The 19,509-nt window shown below is 62.4% G+C and carries 10 protein-coding genes; 8 read left to right on the forward strand and 2 right to left on the reverse strand.

The genetic code is table 11. From position 1 onward, the window contains the following. Nucleotides 1-90: 90 nt before the first annotated feature. The 5 genes from ACYQ1A_RS04335 (at nt 91) to ACYQ1A_RS04355 (ending at nt 3,481) form a co-directional block, all read left to right on the forward strand. On the forward strand, nt 91-969 hold the full coding sequence (locus ACYQ1A_RS04335; protein WP_499360507.1) for a D-amino acid aminotransferase: 879 nt from the start codon (nt 91-93) through the stop codon (nt 967-969). Continuing rightward, nucleotides 966-1,277: a YbeD family protein gene (locus ACYQ1A_RS04340; RefSeq protein ID WP_499360509.1), complete on the forward strand. Its 312-nt coding sequence runs from the start codon at nt 966-968 to the stop codon at nt 1,275-1,277. The genes ACYQ1A_RS04335 and ACYQ1A_RS04340 overlap by 4 nt, the downstream gene beginning before the upstream one ends. A 51-nt stretch (nt 1,278-1,328) precedes the next feature. Continuing rightward, a complete protein-coding gene (gene lipB, locus ACYQ1A_RS04345; RefSeq protein ID WP_499360734.1) occupies nt 1,329-1,979 on the forward strand; it encodes a lipoyl(octanoyl) transferase LipB in 651 nt (216 codons plus the stop codon). A 73-nt stretch (nt 1,980-2,052) separates the two neighbouring features. Continuing rightward, a complete protein-coding gene (lipA, locus tag ACYQ1A_RS04350; RefSeq protein ID WP_499360511.1) occupies nt 2,053-3,018 on the forward strand; it encodes a lipoyl synthase in 966 nt (321 codons plus the stop codon). Nucleotides 3,019-3,025: 7 nt separating this feature from the next. Next, nucleotides 3,026-3,481, forward strand: a complete 456-nt coding sequence (locus ACYQ1A_RS04355; RefSeq protein ID WP_062224899.1) for an acyl-CoA thioesterase — start codon at nt 3,026-3,028, stop codon at nt 3,479-3,481. A 190-nt stretch (nt 3,482-3,671) separates the two neighbouring features. On the opposite strand, the gene ACYQ1A_RS04360 is transcribed toward ACYQ1A_RS04355, so the two are convergent. Beyond that, nucleotides 3,672-5,105 (reverse strand): ATP-binding protein, encoded by a 1,434-nt coding sequence (locus tag ACYQ1A_RS04360; protein ID WP_499360513.1) that lies wholly within the window; start codon nt 5,103-5,105, stop codon nt 3,672-3,674. Further along, on the reverse strand, nt 5,102-5,788 hold the full coding sequence (locus ACYQ1A_RS04365) for a response regulator (protein ID WP_499360515.1): 687 nt from the start codon (nt 5,786-5,788) through the stop codon (nt 5,102-5,104). The genes ACYQ1A_RS04360 and ACYQ1A_RS04365 overlap by 4 nt, the downstream gene beginning before the upstream one ends. A gap of 211 nt (nt 5,789-5,999) precedes the next feature. On the opposite strand from ACYQ1A_RS04365, the gene ACYQ1A_RS04370 reads away from it, so the two are divergent. From ACYQ1A_RS04370 to ACYQ1A_RS04380, 3 genes are all read left to right on the forward strand, one after another. Then, on the forward strand, nt 6,000-6,353 hold the full coding sequence (locus ACYQ1A_RS04370) for a hypothetical protein (protein WP_499360517.1): 354 nt from the start codon (nt 6,000-6,002) through the stop codon (nt 6,351-6,353). Nucleotides 6,354-6,511: 158 nt separating this feature from the next. Beyond that, complete coding sequence (locus ACYQ1A_RS04375; protein WP_499360519.1) at nt 6,512-7,126, forward strand: Spy/CpxP family protein refolding chaperone; 615 nt, start codon at nt 6,512-6,514, stop codon at nt 7,124-7,126. A 355-nt stretch (nt 7,127-7,481) separates the two neighbouring features. Continuing rightward, entirely contained in the window at nt 7,482-19,433 is an 11,952-nt protein-coding gene (locus ACYQ1A_RS04380) for an autotransporter-associated beta strand repeat-containing protein (RefSeq protein WP_499360521.1), read from the forward strand. Nucleotides 19,434-19,509 lie beyond the last annotated feature (76 nt).

Consider the following 19,509-nt stretch of genomic DNA (forward strand, 5'->3'; position numbering starts at 1 on the left):
TAACGGTCTGAGTTGGGCGACGCGCACAAACACGGGGCTGCCGAGCGGGCCAATCCGGGCGATAATTACGGCTGTCCTGCAGGAGTGCTCATGCAAGTCCCCGAATTGATCGCTTATCTGAATGGCGCGTTTGCGCCGTTGGCCACGTTGCAAGTGCCGGTGCTGGACCGTGGGTTTCTGTTTGGTGATGGCGTGTACGAAGTCATCCCGGTGTACAGCCGGCGGCCTTTCCGGCTGCAAGAACATATCCACCGGCTCGGCCGCAGCCTGGCTGCCGCACGCATCGACGATCCGCACAGCGAGGCGCAATGGCTGGATCTGGTGCACAAGCTGGTGGCGCAGCAGCCGTTTGATGACCAGTCGGTCTATCTACAGGTAACGCGCGGCCCGGCGTATCCGCGCAACCATGTTTTCCCCAACGTGGCCCAGCCCACCGTGTTTGCCTACGCCGATCCGCTGATCCCGCCCGCACCAGCCCTGGTGCAGCAAGGCGTTAGCGCGGTCAGTGCCGATGACATCCGCTGGCTGCGCTGCAATGTCAAAGCCACTTCGCTGCTGGCCAACGTCTTGCTCCGCCAGATGGCGGCAGACGCTGGCGTCACCGAAACCGTATTATTCCGCGACGGCCTCTTGATAGAAGGCTCGGCCAGCAACATCTTCGTGGTTCGAGACGGCCAGTTGCTGGCGCCACCGCCGTCGCATCTGATGCTCACCGGCATCACTTATGATCTGGTGCTCGAACTGGCGCAACAGCATCAGATTCCCCACCAACAACGCGCTATTACCGCGGCCGAGGTCAGCACGGCCGATGAACTCTGGTTGTCTTCGTCCAGCAAGGAGCTGCTGGCGATTACCGAACTGGACGATCGCAAGATCGGCAACGGCCAACCCGGCCCCCTGTACCGTGCCATGTATCAGCACTATCTCGATTTCAAGCGCGACGTGATGCGCGCAAAGGATGTTCCATGACTACGCCGTCCCCCACTTTTACTGATCTTGATGTTCCGAAGCTGGAAAATCTGGTTGAGTTTCCGGTGCTGATTCCGGTCAAGGCCGTCAGCAAAAAGCAGGTTGAGCTGGCTGATTTCCACAACGCGTTGATGGAAGTCACCATCGCGCATTTCCCTGACTTTGATGCCGCGCTGGTCACCATCCGCCCCAGCAGCCAGGGCAATTACCACGCCGCCACGCTCGACATCACCTTTGACAACATCGAACAAGTGCATGCCATCGATGCAGCGCTGCGCGCGCATCCGCTGGTACGCATGGTGCTGTAACCGGGGATTGCCGCTTTGAAGAATGACGTCAATCTGGCGGCCGACAGCGGAATGTGGTCCGAGCGCGCAAGCGAAGTCCTGGGCGTGCAGATCAAACCGCTGGGCCGGCAGCCGTATGAGCCGATCTGGCATGCGATGCAGGCGTTTACCGATGCCCGCAGCGACGCCACGCCCGACGAGCTATGGCTGCTGGAACACGACCCGGTGTACACGCTGGGCCAGGCGGGCAAGCCCGAACATATCCTGCGCGCCACCGATATTCCGCTGGTCAAGATCGACCGTGGCGGCCAGGTGACGTACCACGGCCCGGGCCAGCTGATTGCATACACGCTGCTGGATTTGCGCCGGCGCAAACTGGGCGTGCGCGAGTTGGTGCGCAAGCTGGAAAACAGCGTGATCGATTTGCTGGATGATTACGATATCGCAGCCTATGGCAAAGTCGATGCGCCCGGCGTGTACGTGCGCATGCCCGAGACCGGTATCGAGGCCAAGATTGCTGCGCTGGGTTTGCGCATCCGCAATGGCTGCGCATTTCATGGCTTGTCGCTCAATGTGGATATGGATCTGACCCCGTTTAGCTGGATTAACCCGTGTGGCTACGCCGGGCTGCAAGTAGCGCAACTTTGCGATTTTGGCGTGCGCGAGACACCCGCTGCCCTGGCTGCTAGAATGGCCGCCAAAATCCTGAACCAGATCAACTGATTAACGCGCGTGCGGTGTGCAAATGCCGCGCGTGCCGCCGGGGCCACAAGCCTGGGCGGAGCCGGAACGGACCATGACTGAAGAATTGAAAACCGCCTCGAACGCAGTAGGTGTCAAACACAAGGGCGAGGCCAAGACCGCGCGGATTCCCATCAAGATTGTGCCGCTGGAACAAAAGCTGAAAAAACCGGAGTGGATCCGGGTGACGGCGCCCAGCCTGAACAGCCGCTTTTACGAAATCAAAGAGATTTTGCGCGAGCAAAAGCTGCACACGGTCTGCGAAGAAGCGTCCTGTCCCAATATTGGCGAATGCTTTGGCAAAGGCACCGCCACCTTCATGATCATGGGCGACATCTGCACCCGGCGTTGCCCGTTCTGCGACGTCGGCCACGGCCGCCCCAATCCGCTGGATACCGAAGAACCCAAACATCTGGCCGAAACCATTGCCGCGCTGCGTTTGCGCTATGTGGTGGTGACGTCGGTGGATCGCGACGATTTGCGCGATGGCGGCGCCCAGCATTTTGTCGAATGCATCAGCAACACGCGCGCGCTAAGCCCGGAAACGCAGATTGAAGTACTGGTGCCTGACTTCCGCGGCCGTCTCGATCTGGCGCTGCAAATCTTTGGCGACGGTCTGCCTGACGTGATGAACCACAATCTGGAAACCGTGCCGCGTCTGTACAAGCAAGCGCGTCCGGGCTCGGATTATCTGCATTCGCTCAAGCTGCTGAAGGACTTCAAGGCCCTGTATCCGCAGGTGAATACCAAGTCCGGCATCATGGTGGGCCTGGGCGAAACCGACGAAGAAATCCTGCAGACCATGCGCGATATGCGCGCTCACGATATCGATATGCTGACCATCGGCCAGTATCTGCAGCCGTCCAATGGCCACTTGCCGGTGCTGCGTTACGTGCACCCGGACACCTTCAAGATGTTTGAGGAAGAAGCCTACAAGATGGGCTTCAAGCATGCGGCGGTGGGGGCGATGGTGCGTTCGAGCTACCACGCCGACCAGCAAGCGCATCACGCGGGTTTGTGATCACCGCATGACCAGCGATCTGCCGCGCCACAAGCTGACCATGACCGTGCTGATGATGCCCGAGATGGCTAATTTCTCGGGCAATGTGCACGGCGGTCAGCTGCTTAAACTACTGGATGAAGTCGCCTACGCCTGCGCCAGTCGCTATGCCGGCACCTATGTGGTGACGCTGTCGGTGGATCAGGTGATCTTTAAACAGCCGATCCATGTGGGTGAGCTGGTGACGTTTCTGGCCAGCGTTAACTACACCGGCCGCACCTCGATGGAAATCGGCATCCGCGTGGTGGCCGAGAATGTGCGCCAACGCACTGAGCGCCATACCAATAGTTGCTACTTCACCATGGTGGCGCTCGACGACGCCGGCAAACCCGCCGCCGTGCCGGTGCTGACCCCCGAAAACGACATCGAACAAGCCCGCTGGACCCAAGCTGAAGCCCGCCGGACTGCGCGCCTGCGTGCCTGACGGCAATAAAAAGAACGCTGCGTAGGGTGCGTTACCCCGGGTTTTGGGGGCAACGCACATTTTGGGGCCCAAGGCCCCGGCCCCATTCGGGGCCATCCAGCGTCCAAGGCATAACTGGAATGTGCGTTGCCCCCCGCAAGCGAGGACAAGCCCCCAAAACCCGGGGGTAACGCACCCCACGTGGCGATGGTTAGTGCAGTGGTATCCGGATGATCATCTGCAGCCCGCCTTCGGGGCGATTGCTGGCTTTGATGCTGCCGCCGTGCGCTTGCACTGCGCGTTGCGCGATGGCCAGGCCGAGACCGTGGCCGGGTTGGCGGTTGGCGCCATCCAGCGTCACAAAGGGCTGGAACATCTGTTCCAGCTTGTCGTCCGGTACGCCCGGGCCCTGGTCGGCCACGGCGATTTCCAGCGCTTCGCCGCGCAAATGCGCCGCCACAATCACGCGCTGGCCGGGCGCGGAATATTTCATCGCATTACGCACCACGTTTTCCACCGCCCGATACATCGGTTCGGCTCGGCCGCGCAGGATAATTTCGCGGGCATCCAGCGCCGGGTCACGCGCCAGATCAATCTGCACCCCGGCGTTTTCCGCCTCAAAGCGGGCGTCATCGACAATGGCGTCCAGCAATTCAATCACATCAAAATAATGGTCCGGATCGCCTTCGCCGGCCGCTTCCAGCCGTGACAGGGTCAGCAGCTCGCCCACCAGTTCGTCCAGCCGGTGCGATTCGCGCTCGATGCGTTCCAGACTGTTGGCCATATTTTCTGGTTGCTTGCGCGCCAGCCCCACCGCCACTTGCAGTCGAGCTAGCGGCGAACGCAGTTCGTGCGATACATCGTGCAGCAATTGCTGCTGCGAATTCACCAACTGCTTGAGCCGCTCGGCCATGCGGTCAAAGTCATGCCCCAGATCGGCAATCTCATCGCGCCGACGGCCCATGCGGGGCGCAATGCGCTCGTCCAGATCGCCATTGGCCACCCGGTCAAAGGCGCGCTGCAATACGCGGATCGGCCGGGTCAGATAGAGCGCGAGCAGCGCGCTGAAAACCAGGCTGCCCAGCCCGCCCAACCACAAAATCTGCGGCGGCAGCCATGCCCCTGGCGGCGGGGTACGCCGCGCGCGGTTTTCGTCGTAGGTCATGAACACCAGCAGTGACTGCGCTTGTGGCGTGGTAACGCGGATGACCGAGGAGTAATCCTGTTGATCGTGCCGATCATGGGCATCCGGGCCACCGATCGGACCAGGCGATTGCGCCGGGTTGGCCAGGATTTGCCGCGCCATCTTCAAGGCGGTGGGGGGCACCGGCCGGTTGAGTACGTCGTGATCGTTGTCATCCACCACCAGCAAATTGGCGCGCATGAATTTCGACCAATGCCGCGACACCTCGGTCAGTGCCGGTACGCCGCCGTATTGCAGCACAGCGGCGGCCGAATTGGTGATGCTAGACACGCGCGGATCGGTCGCCAGTGCCTCGCGCACCACCGCGCTGCGCTGTTCGTCATAGATGGCGAAGACGGCGGCGACGGCAAAGAAGCCAGCGATCAATGTCACCCAGAACAGCAGCAGAATTTTCCAGAACAAACGGCCGCGGGGCAGAAAAGACAGCGAGATCGGCTTCATTCGGGTTGCCATTGATAACCGATGCCACGCACGGTCTGGATGGGAGAGCGGCCATCGGCGTAGGTGCCGAGTTTTTGCCGCAGATTGCTCATGTGCACATCGACGCTGCGGTCATAACGCGTATGCGGCCGCCCCAACGCCTGCTCGCACAGCTCGTTTTTGTTAAGCACTTTGCCTTGCGCTTTGAGCAGCATTTCCAGCAGATTGAATTCAGAACTGGTCAGGTCCAGCGCCGCGCCAGCCCATTCGGCCCGGCGGTAGGCCGGGTTGAGTTCCAGTGGGCCGGAACGCAAGGGCGCGTTGCTGTCCTCCGCCACTTCGACATTGCCGGTGCGGCGCAGAATGGCGCGCAGCCGCGCCACCAGCTCGCGCGGCTGACAGGGCTTGGGCACATAATCATCCGCGCCCAGTTCCAGCCCGATAATGCGGTCGATATCGTCACCCTTGGCCGTCAGCATGATGACCGGCATGCGGCTTTTTTCGCGGATATGCCGCAGCGTCTCGATCCCGCCCAGGCGCGGCATCATCACGTCGAGTACGGCGATGGCATATTGGCCCGTCAGCGCGGCGGCCACGCCGGATTCGCCATCGTGTACGGCATCGGCTTCAAAGCCTTCCGTGGCCAGGTATTCCACCAGCATGGTGCAGAGCTCGACGTCATCGTCGACCAGCAAAATACGCATGGCGCGGTCCTTTGACTTTTATGTAGTGATCACGCTCACATCTTCGCCGATCCGGCCTGCAACCACCAAGTGAAGCGGCCCGCATTTACGCAATCTTTTCACTCTGTTGACCCAGGTTTACGAGGCAGCGTCGCATAGTGGCATCACGGCAAAGGAACACGGCGCCGCAGGTTTCCAGCGCCGCCCCCCGCCATCTAACAGGAGGTGCCCCATGTTGAAGTTGAATGCAAAACGTCTGCTTGTTGCTTCGGGTCTGGTTCTTGGTCTGAGCGCAGGCGCATCCATGGCCAACCCGCACGTTTCCGTCAGCATAGGCCTGGGCGTGCCGGTGGCACCGGTGGCCATCGGGTATCAGCCCGCACCGGTCTATGTAGCGCCCGCCCCGGTCTATGTCCGTCCGGCCCCGGTCTACGTGGCACCGCGCCCGGTGTATGTGCAACCGCGTCCGGTGGCGTATTACCCGCCGCGCGGCGGCTATTACGCCGGTCGACCGCACTTTGATGACCGGGGCCGCAACGGTTGGGATCATCACGACGACCACGGTCGGGACCACGACCGTCGCTGATACAGCCGACACAGAACTTTACTCAGGCTTTTCATTGAGTTAACCCACCTTAACAAATGCGCGGTGCACACTGTGGACTGAGCATTTCGCAGCCTGGCTGGACCTCCTCGACGTCCAGACCCGGCTGACCCAAACCGATAACCCCTCAGAGGTGAACGATGATCCGTACTCTCTTTGCAACTGCACTGATTTCTTCTTCCTTGCTGGCTGGCGTGGCGCTGGCTGATCAAACCCCGCCGCCGCCGCAAGCCGGCAGCGCACCGCAGGCCGGTGAACACCATGGCTGGGGCGGCCCGCGTGGTCCGCAAGGCAAGGAAGGCCCGGGCCGTGAAGGCTTCCGCGGCGAACATGGTCCGCGTGGCGGCTTTATGCTGGCCGGGCTTGATCTGACCGACGCGCAACGCGACCAGATCTGGAAACTGCATTACGCCGCCGAGCCGACGGCGCACGCCCAGATGGAAACGCTGCGCAAGACGCGCAAGGCGCTGCATGAGCTGCTGCAATCCAAAGATTATTCCGATGCCAAGGCGCAGCAACTGGTGCAGCAACAAGCCCAGGCCCAGGCCACGCTGGAACTGAACCGCATCAAGACCGAACGTGCAGTGGTGGCGCTGCTGACGCCTGAGCAAAAGCAGAAGCTGGACGAGCGCATGAAAGAGCACGCCGAGCATGGCCCGGAACACGGTGGCCCTGGCGGCTGGGACAAGCGCGCTGACAACGACGGCCCGCGTGGTCCGCAGGATGGCCCGAAAGACGGTCCGCACGAAGACTGAGTTGCACGCACGACCTTGCTGTGAGCGAACAAAAACGGAGCCTTGGGCTCCGTTTTTTTTTGCCCGTTGCAGCGCGCAATTATCGCTGCTGCGGCAGTCGCAATTGTAAGAAAACTGCGCTGTACTCAGCGTGCCACCGCCCCCGCAAATTTCAAGATTGGGCTGGAAATCAAAAAAATTGCCGCTATAAAGCAATCTATCCACAATAAACTTACTTATAAATGATATCAAAAGTAAGTAAATGGTGGCTTGCACGTGCCGGTGTTTGCGCCCGTGCGTCCATAACGGCAGATCACATTCGGGGCGGATGATGAAAACAGCCAGCAAGACCCAAAGATCGATCCGTAACTTTGCCATGCGCGCGATTTCCAGCGCCTTGCTGGCAGAATTTTCCGCCCAGGCGGCCGCGATCACGACCTTGTCGAGCGGCGGTGCGCAGACGGTGAACAGCGATTCCTCGTACCAGGTGCTGACGGGCACCACCATCACCAGCAGCGCGGGTGGCGTTACCGTAAACGGGATTGCACCGGTGACGTTTTCCAATGCCGGCAAGTTATATTCCAGCGGGCCCAACGGCGGGCTGACCTTTAATGTGGCGGGCACCGTTACCAATCAGTTGGGCGGAATTATCGGTGGCACCAGCTACGGCGTGCAGATGTATGGCGCTAACGACAATCTGATCAATTACGGCGATATCTACGCCACGTCCTCCAAGCCGGTGGAATACGGGGTAAACGCCACCGGCACCTTTGATAACTACGGCACCATTAACGCCGGGACGCCAGCGGGCAGCACCGCTGATGCCGTGAACATCAATGCCACGGGGCTGGTGACGGTCAACAACCATGCCGGTGCCAGCATCAAATCCGGCACCGGCACGGCCTACGATCACGGCATCATGGGATCAGCCGGTAACTCGGTGGTCCAGAATGATGGTGAGATTCTCACCTCGCGTGAGGCCATTTATATGAATGGCGCAGGCACAGTCACGCTCACTAACAGCGCTAGCGGGTCGATTACCTCGCGGGTAACGGAAGCGCTGGAATTGCAGAGTGGCAGTACGGTCAACAATTTCGGGCTGATCACCACCCAGTCCACCACGACGCCCATCATTTTGCTGAGCGGCAATAACAACCGCGTCAACCTGGGCACCGGGTCCAGCTTGACCGGCGGTAATGGCGTCGCCATCAATAGCACCGGCACGGGCAATACGGTCAGTCTGAGCGGCAGTGGTAGCCTGGCAGGAAGCCTCAAAGGCGCCACCACCGCTGGCCTGCAGTCATTGACCGCGGCGGCGGGTAGCAACTGGACCCTCAACGGCGATATCGATCTTTCCGGTACCGCGGCCAACACTATCGATGTGCAAGGCAATCTGACGCTGGGCGGGGCTGCCATCAATGCCGCTAGCGGCAGCATCACCATCGCCAGCGGCGCCGTGCTGACGCTGACTGATGGCGGTACCGGGGGCAGTTATAACGGCAATATCGTCAATAACGGCGACCTCTATTACGCGCGCGGCGACGATATCAGCGTGGGCAGCGTCACCAGTGGCAGCGGCGACTGGTTCCAGAACGGCCCAGGCAAACTCACGCTGACGGCGGCGCAGGGTTATACCGGTGCCACCACCGTGAATGGCGGCACGCTGGCGCTGGGAGTGACTAACGCGCTGGCCAGCAGCCGACGGGTCGAGGTGGTATCGGGCGCGACGCTGGATCTGACCAACAAAGCACAGTCGGTGCATAACTTGTCCGGCGGCGGCAATGTGCTGCTGGGTTCGGCCACGCTAACCGATAGTGTCGATGTGGACGGTCAGTTCTCCGGCGTGATCTCGGGTACCGGCAGCGTGACCAAAACCGGTAGCGGCATCCTCGTCCTCGGCGGCGCCAATACCTATACCGGGCGTACCACGGTCAGCGCGGGCACCTTGCAGATCGGTGATGGCGATACCTCGGGCAGCCTCAAAAGCGATATCAGCAATAGCGGCACGGTGGTGTTTGATCGGACCGATGTATCCGAGTACGCCAATGCCGTGACCGGCAGCGGTGCCATCATCAAACAAGGCAGCGGCACCACCATCCTGACCGGCGCCAACGACACCACCGGGGCGGTGACCATTAGCGCCGGCACGTTGCAACTGGGCAATGGCGGTAATACCGGCGTGCTGTTCAACGACATAAGCAACAACGGCAAGCTGGTGTTCAATCGCAGCGACGGCGTGGTATTCAGCAGCGACATCAGCGGCACCGGTACGGTCACCCAGGCGGGCAGTGGTGCAACGGTGCTGACCGGCACCAACACCTTTACCGGCGATCTGTTGATCAGCAACGGCGTGCTGCAGGTTGGCAAGTTCGCCACCACCGGCAGCATCACCGCCAATGTGATTGATAACGCCGAATTCACCTACGGTCGCAGCGACGACGTCACCTTTGGCAAGATCATTAGCGGCAGCGGCCACTTTACCCAGGACGGCCCGGGCAAGCTGACCTTGACCGGCAGCAATACTTATACCGGCGGTACCTTGATCAATTCAGGCTCGCTGCAGATCGGCGCGGGTGGCACCAGCGGCAGCATTGTGGGCAATGTGGTCAACAATGCCGCGCTCATTTTCAACCGCAGCGACAGCGTCACCTACGCCGGCGTGGTCAGCGGCAGCGGCACCCTCACGCAGGCGGGCAGCGGCACCCTGATCCTGACTGGCGATCAGACCGCCACCGGCCTGACCACCATCAGCAACGGCACCTTGCAACTGGGCGCGGGCGGCAGCACCGGGTCGGTGGCGGGAGATATTGCCAATGCGGGCACGTTGAGCATCAATCACAGCAACGCGTTTGTGTTTGCGGGTGGCCTGAGCGGCACCGGCACGCTGAACCAGGACGGCAGCGGCATCACCACCCTGAGCAAGCCCACCAGCGCTGGCACGGTCAATATCAATGCGGGCAAGCTGGTGTTCGGGCAGGAGGGCGTCTTTAACGGCGCCAGTCTGAATCTGGGGGCTGCCGGTAACGCGGTGTTAAGCAGTACCGCACAGCTTGCCTTTAGCGGGGCTGCCAATCTGGAAGGGACGCTGACCGTAGGGGTGCGCCACGACGCGCCTTGGGTCACCGCTGACACCGCCACCCTCGGCATCGCCTCACTGCTGGACATCAGCGGGTTTACTGCCAGCGCGCCGGCCAAAGCCAGCGATCTGGGTAGCGAAAACATCACCATCCTGCAGACCAGCAACGGGATTACCGGCAATTTCGGTGTGGTGAACCTGAATGGCGCGACGGCCAATTCCGATTTCCTGGTGGCACAAGGGGCGCTATCGAGCGACAACAAAAGCTATCTGGTGGGCACCGCGCTGGCGTGGACGTCGCCGGACCGAGGCTACGGCACGTTTACCCTGGCCGATGTTGCCGATAGCTTCAATGTGGATGTGGTGTTGCCGGATGAAAGCGCCAATGCCAACACCGGCTGGGATGGCGTCACCCTGAGCAAAGGCGGCGCGGGCACGCTGACGCTGTCGGCGCTCAATACGTACAGCGGCGCCACCCGTATCAACGCGGGCAGGCTGACCACCGGCGTCACCGACGCCATCAGCAGCAGCAGCGGGGTGGCAGTGGCCAGTGGCGCCACCTTCAATCTGAATAACTTTGGCCAACATGTGCAGAGCCTGACCGGGTCGGGCGCCGTCACCCTGGGCTCGGCCACGCTTACCGTCAACAACGGCACGGCTGATCAGTTTGATGGCGTTATCAGTGGCAACGGCACGCTCAGCAAAACCGCCAGCGGTACCCTGACGCTTACCGGTGAAAACACCTGGAGCGGCTCCAGCACCATTAGCGCTGGCACTTTGCAGATCGGCGCGGGCGGCACCAGCGGCAGCATCAAGGCCAACTTGATCGACAACGCCAACGTCATCTTTAACCGCAGCGACAACAGCACTTATGCCGGGGTAATTTCCGGGACCGGCAGCGTCACCAAAAACGGCGCGGGCAACCTGATCCTGACGGGGGCCAATAGCTGGACCGGGCTGACTTCGGTCACGCTGGGCAGCTTGCAGATCGGCGCGGGCGGCACCAGCGGCAGTCTGGTCGCCGATATCACCAATAACGCCAATGTCACGTTTAACCGCAGCAACATCCTCACCTACGCGGGGGTGATCAGTGGCAGCGGCACGCTCACCCAGGCGGGCAGCGGCAGCACCATATTGAGCGGCGACCAGTTGTTTACCGGCGATGTGCAGATCAACGCCGGCACCTTGCAGCTAGGCACCGGCGGCACCAGCGGGAGCGTGGCGGTGGATATCGTCGATAACGCCAACCTCACGTTCAACCGTAGCGACACCCTGCGCTACAGCAAGGTCATCAGCGGCAGCGGCACCGTCACGCAAGCGGGCAGCGGCAGCACCGTGCTGACGGGCGCCAATACCGTCACCGGCAATGCCATCATCAGCGCAGGCAGCTTGCAGATCGGCGCGGGCGGTACGGTGGGCAGCTATAGCGGCAATATCGTCGATAACGCCAACCTCACGTTTAACCGCAGCGATACCACCACTTACGCGGGCAATATCAGTGGCAGCGGCACTTTTTCGCAGCTTGGCGCGGGCACCACTTTGCTGACCGGCAACAATAGCTACAGCGGCAAGACCACGATCAGCGCCGGTACCTTGCAGATCGGTGCCGGGGGCACCAGCGGCAGCGTGGCCGGGGCGATCGACAACGCCGCCAGCCTGGTCATCAACCGCAGTGACGCCTATACCGTGGCGGGCGCCTTGTCGGGCAGCGGTACGTTTAACCAGAACGGCGCAGGCACCACCACCTTGAGCCAGACCGGCACCCAGGGTGACATCAATATCAATGCCGGCGGACTGGTATTCGGGCAAAGCGGTACCTTTAATGCGGCTGATGTGATGGTGGGGGCGGATACCACCGCCACATTAGGCACGGCGGCGCGGGTGGCGGCGACCGGCTCGGTGGCCGTGAGCGGCACGCTGGCTGTCACCGCCGTGGGCGGCGGCGCGGCGCTGATCACCGCAGGCAGCGCCAGCCTGGGCACGGATTCGGTGCTGAATGTGGCCGGGTTCAGCGGCGGCGCCGTGAGTAAAGCCAGCGACTTGCCGGGCACCCGCACCACCATCCTGCAAACCACCGGCGGCATCAGCGGCGATTTTTCCAGTGTGGATCTGGGCGGTGCGGCGAATAGCGTCGACTATGTGGTCATCGAAAACGGCAAAACCAGCGATGGCAAAAGTTATAACGTCGGCAGCGTGCTGGCATGGAACGCCAACAATGCCGACGCCACCGGCAGTTTTACCCTGGCCCAGCCCGCTGACAGCTTTAATGTCGACGTGGTACTGGCCAACCAGAGCGCCAATGCCACCACGGGCTGGGACGGCAGCACGCTGAGCAAGGCGGGATCAGGCACGCTGACCTTGTCGGCACTCAACACCTATAGCGGCGCCACCCAGATCAATGCCGGCACGCTCAAGACCGGCGTGGCCAATAACCTGGGCAATAGCAGCGGCGTGGCCATTGCCAGTGGTGCCACGCTGGATCTGAACGGCTTTGCGCAAAGCGTGCAGGCATTAAGCGGCAACGGCCAGGTGGCCTTGGGTTCGTCCGCGCTGACCATCAATAACGCGGCCGCTGACACCTTTGCCGGCGTCATGGGCGGCAGCGGCAGTCTGAGCAAGACCGGGGCGGGCGTGTTGACGCTGACCGGCGCCAATACGTTCACCGGCACGACCAATATCGGCGCGGGCACGTTGCAGCTTGGCGCTGGCGGCAGCAGCGGTTCGCTGGCCGGTGCCATCGCCAACAACGCCACGCTGAACATAAACCGCAGCGACGCCTATAGCCTGGCCGGGGTTTTGTCGGGCAGCGGCACGTTCAACCAGAACGGCAGCGGTAGCACCACGCTGGCCCAGGTCGGAACCCAGGGTGATATCAACGTCAACGCGGGCCAGCTGGTGTTTGGCCAGAGTGGCAGCTTTGGCGCGGCCAATCTGACGGTAGCCGGGGGCGGCACCGCCACTGTCGGTAATGCCGCGCGGGTGGCCGCCACCGGCGCGCTCACCGTCAACGGCACGCTGGGCGTGAGCGTATCGACCGGCGCGGCGCTGATCACCGCCGCTAACGCCAGCCTCGGCGCGACGTCGGTGCTGAATGTGGCGGGCTTTGCCGCCGATACCTCGAACAAAGCCAGTGCCCTGGCGGCCAGCCGCACCACGGTGCTGCAAACCACGGGCGGCATCAGCGGCGATTTTTCCAGCGTCAATCTGGGCAGTGCTAGCGCGCCAGCGGATTACCTGGTGGTGGCCGGGCAGAAATCGAGCGATAACAAAAGCTATAGCGTGGGCACGGCCTTGGCATGGTTGTCCGGCGGCGCCAGCGCCAATGGCCGCTTTACCCTGACCCAGCCGACCGATGCGTTTGAGGTGGATGTGGTGTTGGCCAATCAAAGCGCCAATCCCGCCACGGGCTGGGACGGCAGCACGCTGAGCAAAGCCGGCTCCGGCACGCTGACCTTGTCGGCGCTGAATACCTATACCGGCGCCACCGAAATCAATGGCGGCACGCTCAAGACCGGCATCGCAAACAACCTGGGTAACAGCAGTAACGTGGCGATTGGTAGCGGCGGCGTGCTGGACTTGAACGGCATGGCGCAAAGCGTGCAGTTGCTGAGCGGCAGCGGCAACGTCAACCTTGGCGCGGCCACTCTGACCGTCAACAACACGGCGGCCGATACCTTTGCCGGGGTGATTGCGGGCAGCGGTAATCTGAGCAAAACCGGCAGCGGCGTGCTCAGCCTGAGCGGGGCCAATAGCTTCAGCGGCAGCACCACCGTCAGTGCCGGCACCTTGCAGCTGGGCGCGGGCGGCACCAGCGGCAGCATCGCCACCGACGTGGTCGACAACGCCAATCTCGCTTTCAATCGCAGCGACAGCGCCAGCTTTGGCAAAGTCATCAGCGGCAGCGGCACGGTCACCCAACTGGGCACGGGCACCACCATCCTGACCGGGGCCAATACTTTTAGCGGCAACGCCATCGTCAGCGCGGGCACGCTGCAGATCGGCGATGGCGGCAGCAGCGGCAGTATCGCCAGCAATGTGATCGACAATGCCAATCTGAGTTTTAACCGCAGCGACAGCGTCATCTTTGCCAAAGTCATCAGCGGCAGCGGCACGCTGACGCAAGCCGGTAGCGGCAGCACGATATTGACCGGGGCCAACAGCTTTAGCGGCGACGCCATCGTCAGCAACGGCACCTTGCAAATCGGCAATGGCGGCAGCAGCGGCAGCATTGCCAGCAATGTGGTCAACAATGCCAGCCTGGTGTTCAAGCGCAGCGATGACGTGACATTTGGCCAGAGCATCAGCGGCAGCGGCACGCTGACCCAGGCGGGTAGCGGTGCCTTGATCTTGACCGGCAGCAACAGTTTTAGCGGTAACGCCGTGGTCAATAGCGGCAGTCTGCAAATCGGCAACGGCGGCAGCAGTGGCAATCTGAGCGCCAATATCGTCGACAACAGCGCCGTGGTATTCAAGCGCAGCGACAGCGTTACCTATGTCGGCAATATCAGTGGCAGCGGCACGCTCACCCAGGCCGGTAGCGGCACTACCATCCTGACCGGCAATAACAGCCACAGCGGCCTGACCACGATCAGCAGCGGTACCTTGCAGCTGGGCAATGGCGGCAGCAGCGGGGCGGTGGCCGGGGCCATCGCCAATAACGCCAATCTGAGCGTCAACCGGAGCGATGCCTATAGCCTGAGCGGCGTGTTATCCGGCAGCGGCACGTTGAACCAGAACGGCAGTGGCAGCACCACGCTGAGCCAGGTCGGCACGCAAGGCAATATCAACGTCAACGCCGGGCAACTGATCTTTGGCCAGAGCGGCAGCTTTAGCGCTGCCAATGTGGCGGTCGCCAGCGGCGCCACTGCCACCATCGGCAGTGCCGCGCGCCTCGCCGCCAGCGGCACGCTTAGCGTCAACGGCAATCTGGGGGTGAGTGTGTCGACCGGCCCCGCGTTGATCACCGCGGCGTCGGCCACGCTGGGCGCCAATTCGGTACTGAATGTGGCTGGTTTTGCCGCCGATGCCTCGGACAAAGCCAGCGCATTGGAGGCCGACCGCACCCAGGTCATCCAGACCACGAACGGCATTAGCGGCAATTTTGCCAGCGTCAATCTGGGTGGCGCGGCCGCGGGCGGTGATTACCTGGTGGTGGATGGCGAGAAATCGGCCGACGGCAAAAGCTATAGCGTCGGCACCGCGCTGGCATGGACGGCGGGCGGCAGCACGGCCAATGGCACTTTTACCCTGATCGACGCCAGCAACACTTTCGACGTGGATGTGGTGCTGGCCAACCAGGCGGCCAACCCGCTCACGCAATGGGATGGCCAGAGCCTGACCAAAGCCGGCGCCGGGACGTTGACCTTGTCGGCGGCGAATAGCTACAGCGGCAGCACCACGGTCAACGGCGGCACGCTGCGCAGCACGCTGGCCAACAATCTGAACAGCAGCAGTGCCGTCAGCGTGGCCAGTGGGGCCACGCTGGCGCTGGTGGACGTCAACCAGACCCTCAATCAATTGAGCGGGGCGGGGCAGGTGACGATAGGCAGCGCCACGCTGACGGCGCGCAACGTGCAGGATAGCGAACTGGACGGCGGCATCAGCGGCAGCGGCGCCCTGATCAAAACCGGTACGGGCAAGCTCACGCTGGGCGGCGCTAACAGTCTGGGTGGCGGTGTGACGGTAAGTGCGGGCAGTTTGCAGATCGGCGACGCTGCAAACAGTGGCACGCTCAGCGGCGATCTGATCGACAACGCCAGCGTACTGTTTGATCGCGCTGATGCCAGCAGTTATGCCGGGGTGTTGTCCGGCAGTGGCCAGGTCAGCAAAAACGGCAACGGCGCGCTGACTTTAAGCGCGGCCAATAGCTGGAGCGGTGGCACGCAAATCAATGGCGGCAGCTTGATCCTTGCGCAAGCCAATAGCGCGGGCAGCGGCGCGCTGACGCTGGCGGCACCGGCTACGCTGGTGCTCGGTTTCAGCAATACCGCCTTCAATAACGTGATCAATGGCGCTGGCACCGCCAGCCTGGGCGGCAGTGGCATGACGCTGGCCGCGGATAACTCGGGCTTTAGCGGCACATGGGATATCAGTGGCGGGCTGGCGGTGACGGCGTACAGCCAGCTGGGCGCCGGTGCGGTGATGCTGGACGGCGCCAGCAGCCGGCTTGATCTGAATGCGGCAGGGGCTACTTTTGATCGGGCATTGAGCGGCAATGGCACGCTGAGTGTCACGCAGAACAATGCCGCTGACGCTTTCAATCTCGGGGCGCGCGCTGGCAGTGGCTTTGCGGGCCAGTTGCAGCTGCAACGCGGGGTGCTGGCGCTGGATGCGGCGGCTTCGACCGCGCTCGGCAACGCCACGCTGCAATTAACCAGCAGCAGCGCCGCCCTGCTGGATGACGACCGCAGTGTGGGCAATCTGGTGCTCAACGGCGGGCAGATCAAAGAAAACAATAATGGCCGCGTGTTTACCCTGACCACGGGCAACCTGGATTTGTCGGCGGGCGGCGCGCTGGCCCTGAATGTGCCGACCAATCTGCTGCCCCCGGTCATCCCGGCGCGGCCGTCCTATTTTGATCAGGACCAGATCAAGACCATCCAGGTGGTGCGCGCGACCGGCAGCGTAAGCGGCAGCGAGCAAGCCATCCCCTTGCTGCAGGCAGATGGCGTTACGCCGGTGTCGGATATCACCAATGTCAACGTGGTTGATGCGCAAAACAATGTGATTGGCGTGGCCACGTATAACGATGGCGCCACCACCAGCAGCGACGGCATCTGGTTGGGCTACAACCTGGTGCAACTGAATTTCAATCCAGGCCAGACCTTGCTGGTACAAGCCGACCCGGCGGGTGACAACACGCTGATCGCCAGACTGACCGGCAGCGGCAATGTCAATTTCTCTGGCAGTGGCGCGATGGTGGTCAACAATCCGGCCAACGATTACAGCGGCAATACCACGGTCAGCGCCGGCATCGTGCAACTGGGGCACGACCAGGCGCTGGGGCATACCGCTGATGTGGCCTTGAGCAGCGGCGCGGGGCTGGATCTGGCAGGCAAGACGCAAGATATCAGCAGCCTGCATGGCGCCAGCGGCAGCACGCTGGCTTTGAATGGCGGCACGCTGAATCTGGCACAAGGCGGGGTGAGTGCAGGCGCGCTGAGCGGCACCGGCATCCTGAATCTGAATGGGGGCGTGCTGGCCGTGCAGGGGGCGAATGCGGCACTGGCGGCGACGACGAATATCGCTGCGCCCACGCAAGTGACGCTGGATAACGTGGCGGGCCTGGGCACCGGCGCGGTCAATCTGGATGGCGAGCTTGATGTGCAAGGTGCGCAGGGTACATGGAGCAATCCGGTCAGCGGTGCAGGCAAGCTGAACCTGCAGAACCAGGCGCAACTGCTCATCCCGAACGCAGCGCCGCTGGCGCATTACGCGGGCACGCTGACGGTGGACAGCGGGGCGCAATTGAGCGGGCAAGAAAGTGGCGCGCTCGGCGGCGCCAGCATCATCAATAACGGCACGGTGGTACTGCAGAATGAGCAGGCCTGGACCATAGCCAATGCCATCAGCGGCAGCGGCAGCCTGAACAAAACCGGCAGTGGCACGCTGGTGGTGGACCAGGGCTTGAACTACAGCGGCGACACGCACGTGAGCGCCGGCACGCTGCAAGTGGGCAGCAATTCCAGCGGGCGGCTGGACAGCACGGGCACCGTCACGGTGGATAGCCCGGCCACGCTGACCGGCTTGGGCACGCTGGCCGGTTCGGTTATCAATAACGGTCTGATCAAAGCCATGGACGGCGGCAGCGCCACCCTGGTCGCCCAGCAAGGCTTGCGCCGCAATATGATCCAGCCGCAAGTACGCATCGGCCTGAGCCCAAACAGCAATCTGACCATCGCCGGTGATCTGAGCAATAACGGCTTGATCGATCTGACCGGCAGCACGCCCGGCAATACGCTGACCATCAACGGCAATTACCGCAGCAACGGCGGCCAGCTCAAATTGAATACGCAATTGGGCAACGACAGCGCGCCGACCGACCAATTGATCGTGCACGGCAGCACGGCGGGGGCGACGGCGGTCAGCGTCAACAATATCCATGGCAGCGGCGAGCAAACCGTCAACGGCATCCGCCTGGTGCAGGTGGATGGGCAATCGGCGGGCACTTTTGCCTTGCAAGGGCGGGCGGTGGCGGGCGCGTATGAATATTTTCTGTTCCGCGGCACGCCCAGCGGCGATGACGGCAGTTGGTATCTGCGCTCACAAAGCGCCACGCCGACGCCGACCCCCACGCCGACGCCCAGCCCAAGCCCGAGCCCAACGCCGGCACCGGTGGTCCGGCCAGAACCGGGGGCCTACGGCGCCAATCAGAGCGTGGCCACCGAACTGTTTGTGACCACGCTGCACGACCGCGCGGGCGACAACCGACTGGGCGACAGCGGCGGCAACCCCGCTGGCTGGGCCAGGTTGGGCACCGGCAGCGCGGACGGCGAGGCGGCGAATGGCGCCATCGATGTCAAACAAGACGCCACCGTGCTGCAAGTGGGCGTGGACTTGCTGCGCCGTGACCTGGGCGCGCAACGTGTCCGCGCCGGGCTTATGCTGGGCTATGGCCATGTCACCAGCAGCAGCAAAGCCGAGGGCGTGAGCGCCAACGCGGATGGAGAGGTCACGGCCTACAATGCGGGCGTCTACGCCACCTGGTATGGCGGCGCCGGGGCGTATGTGGATGGCTGGGCGCAATACGGCAGCTTCCGCAATCAGGTACACGGCGAGCAGTTGCCGCAAGAGAATTACCACAGCCATAGCTGGGCCGGTTCGCTGGAGACCGGCTATGACTTCTTGCTTAGTGATGCGCAGCAACTGTATCTGCTGCCGCAACTGCAGGCCATTTACACGGCGTATCAAGAAGGCGACCACATCGAGCAGAACGGCACCGTGATCAGCAGCCAGAACGCAGGCGGCTGGACCACGCGTGTCGGCGGCCGCTTTTACGGTCGCGTCACCAGCGAGCGCACGCTACAGCCGTTTATAGAACTGAACTGGTGGCGCTCCGCCCGCAGCGGCGCCATCCTCGCCGACGGCACGCCGGTGCAACAACCGCTGCCGCAGAATCGCTATGAAATGAAAATCGGGGTGGAAACGCAAACCACGGCGGGCTGGCAATGGTGGTTTAACGCGGCACTACAGACGGGTAAGCAGAATTATTCGAGCCTGCAAGGGCAACTGGGCGGCCGCTATGCGTTTTAAAGGGCACGGCAAAGAAACAAAACCATAAATCGCGGCCAGCGATAGGGTGGGTCATGACCCACCCTATGGGCCTTGG

The organism is Silvimonas sp. JCM 19000 (assembly GCF_054652575.1).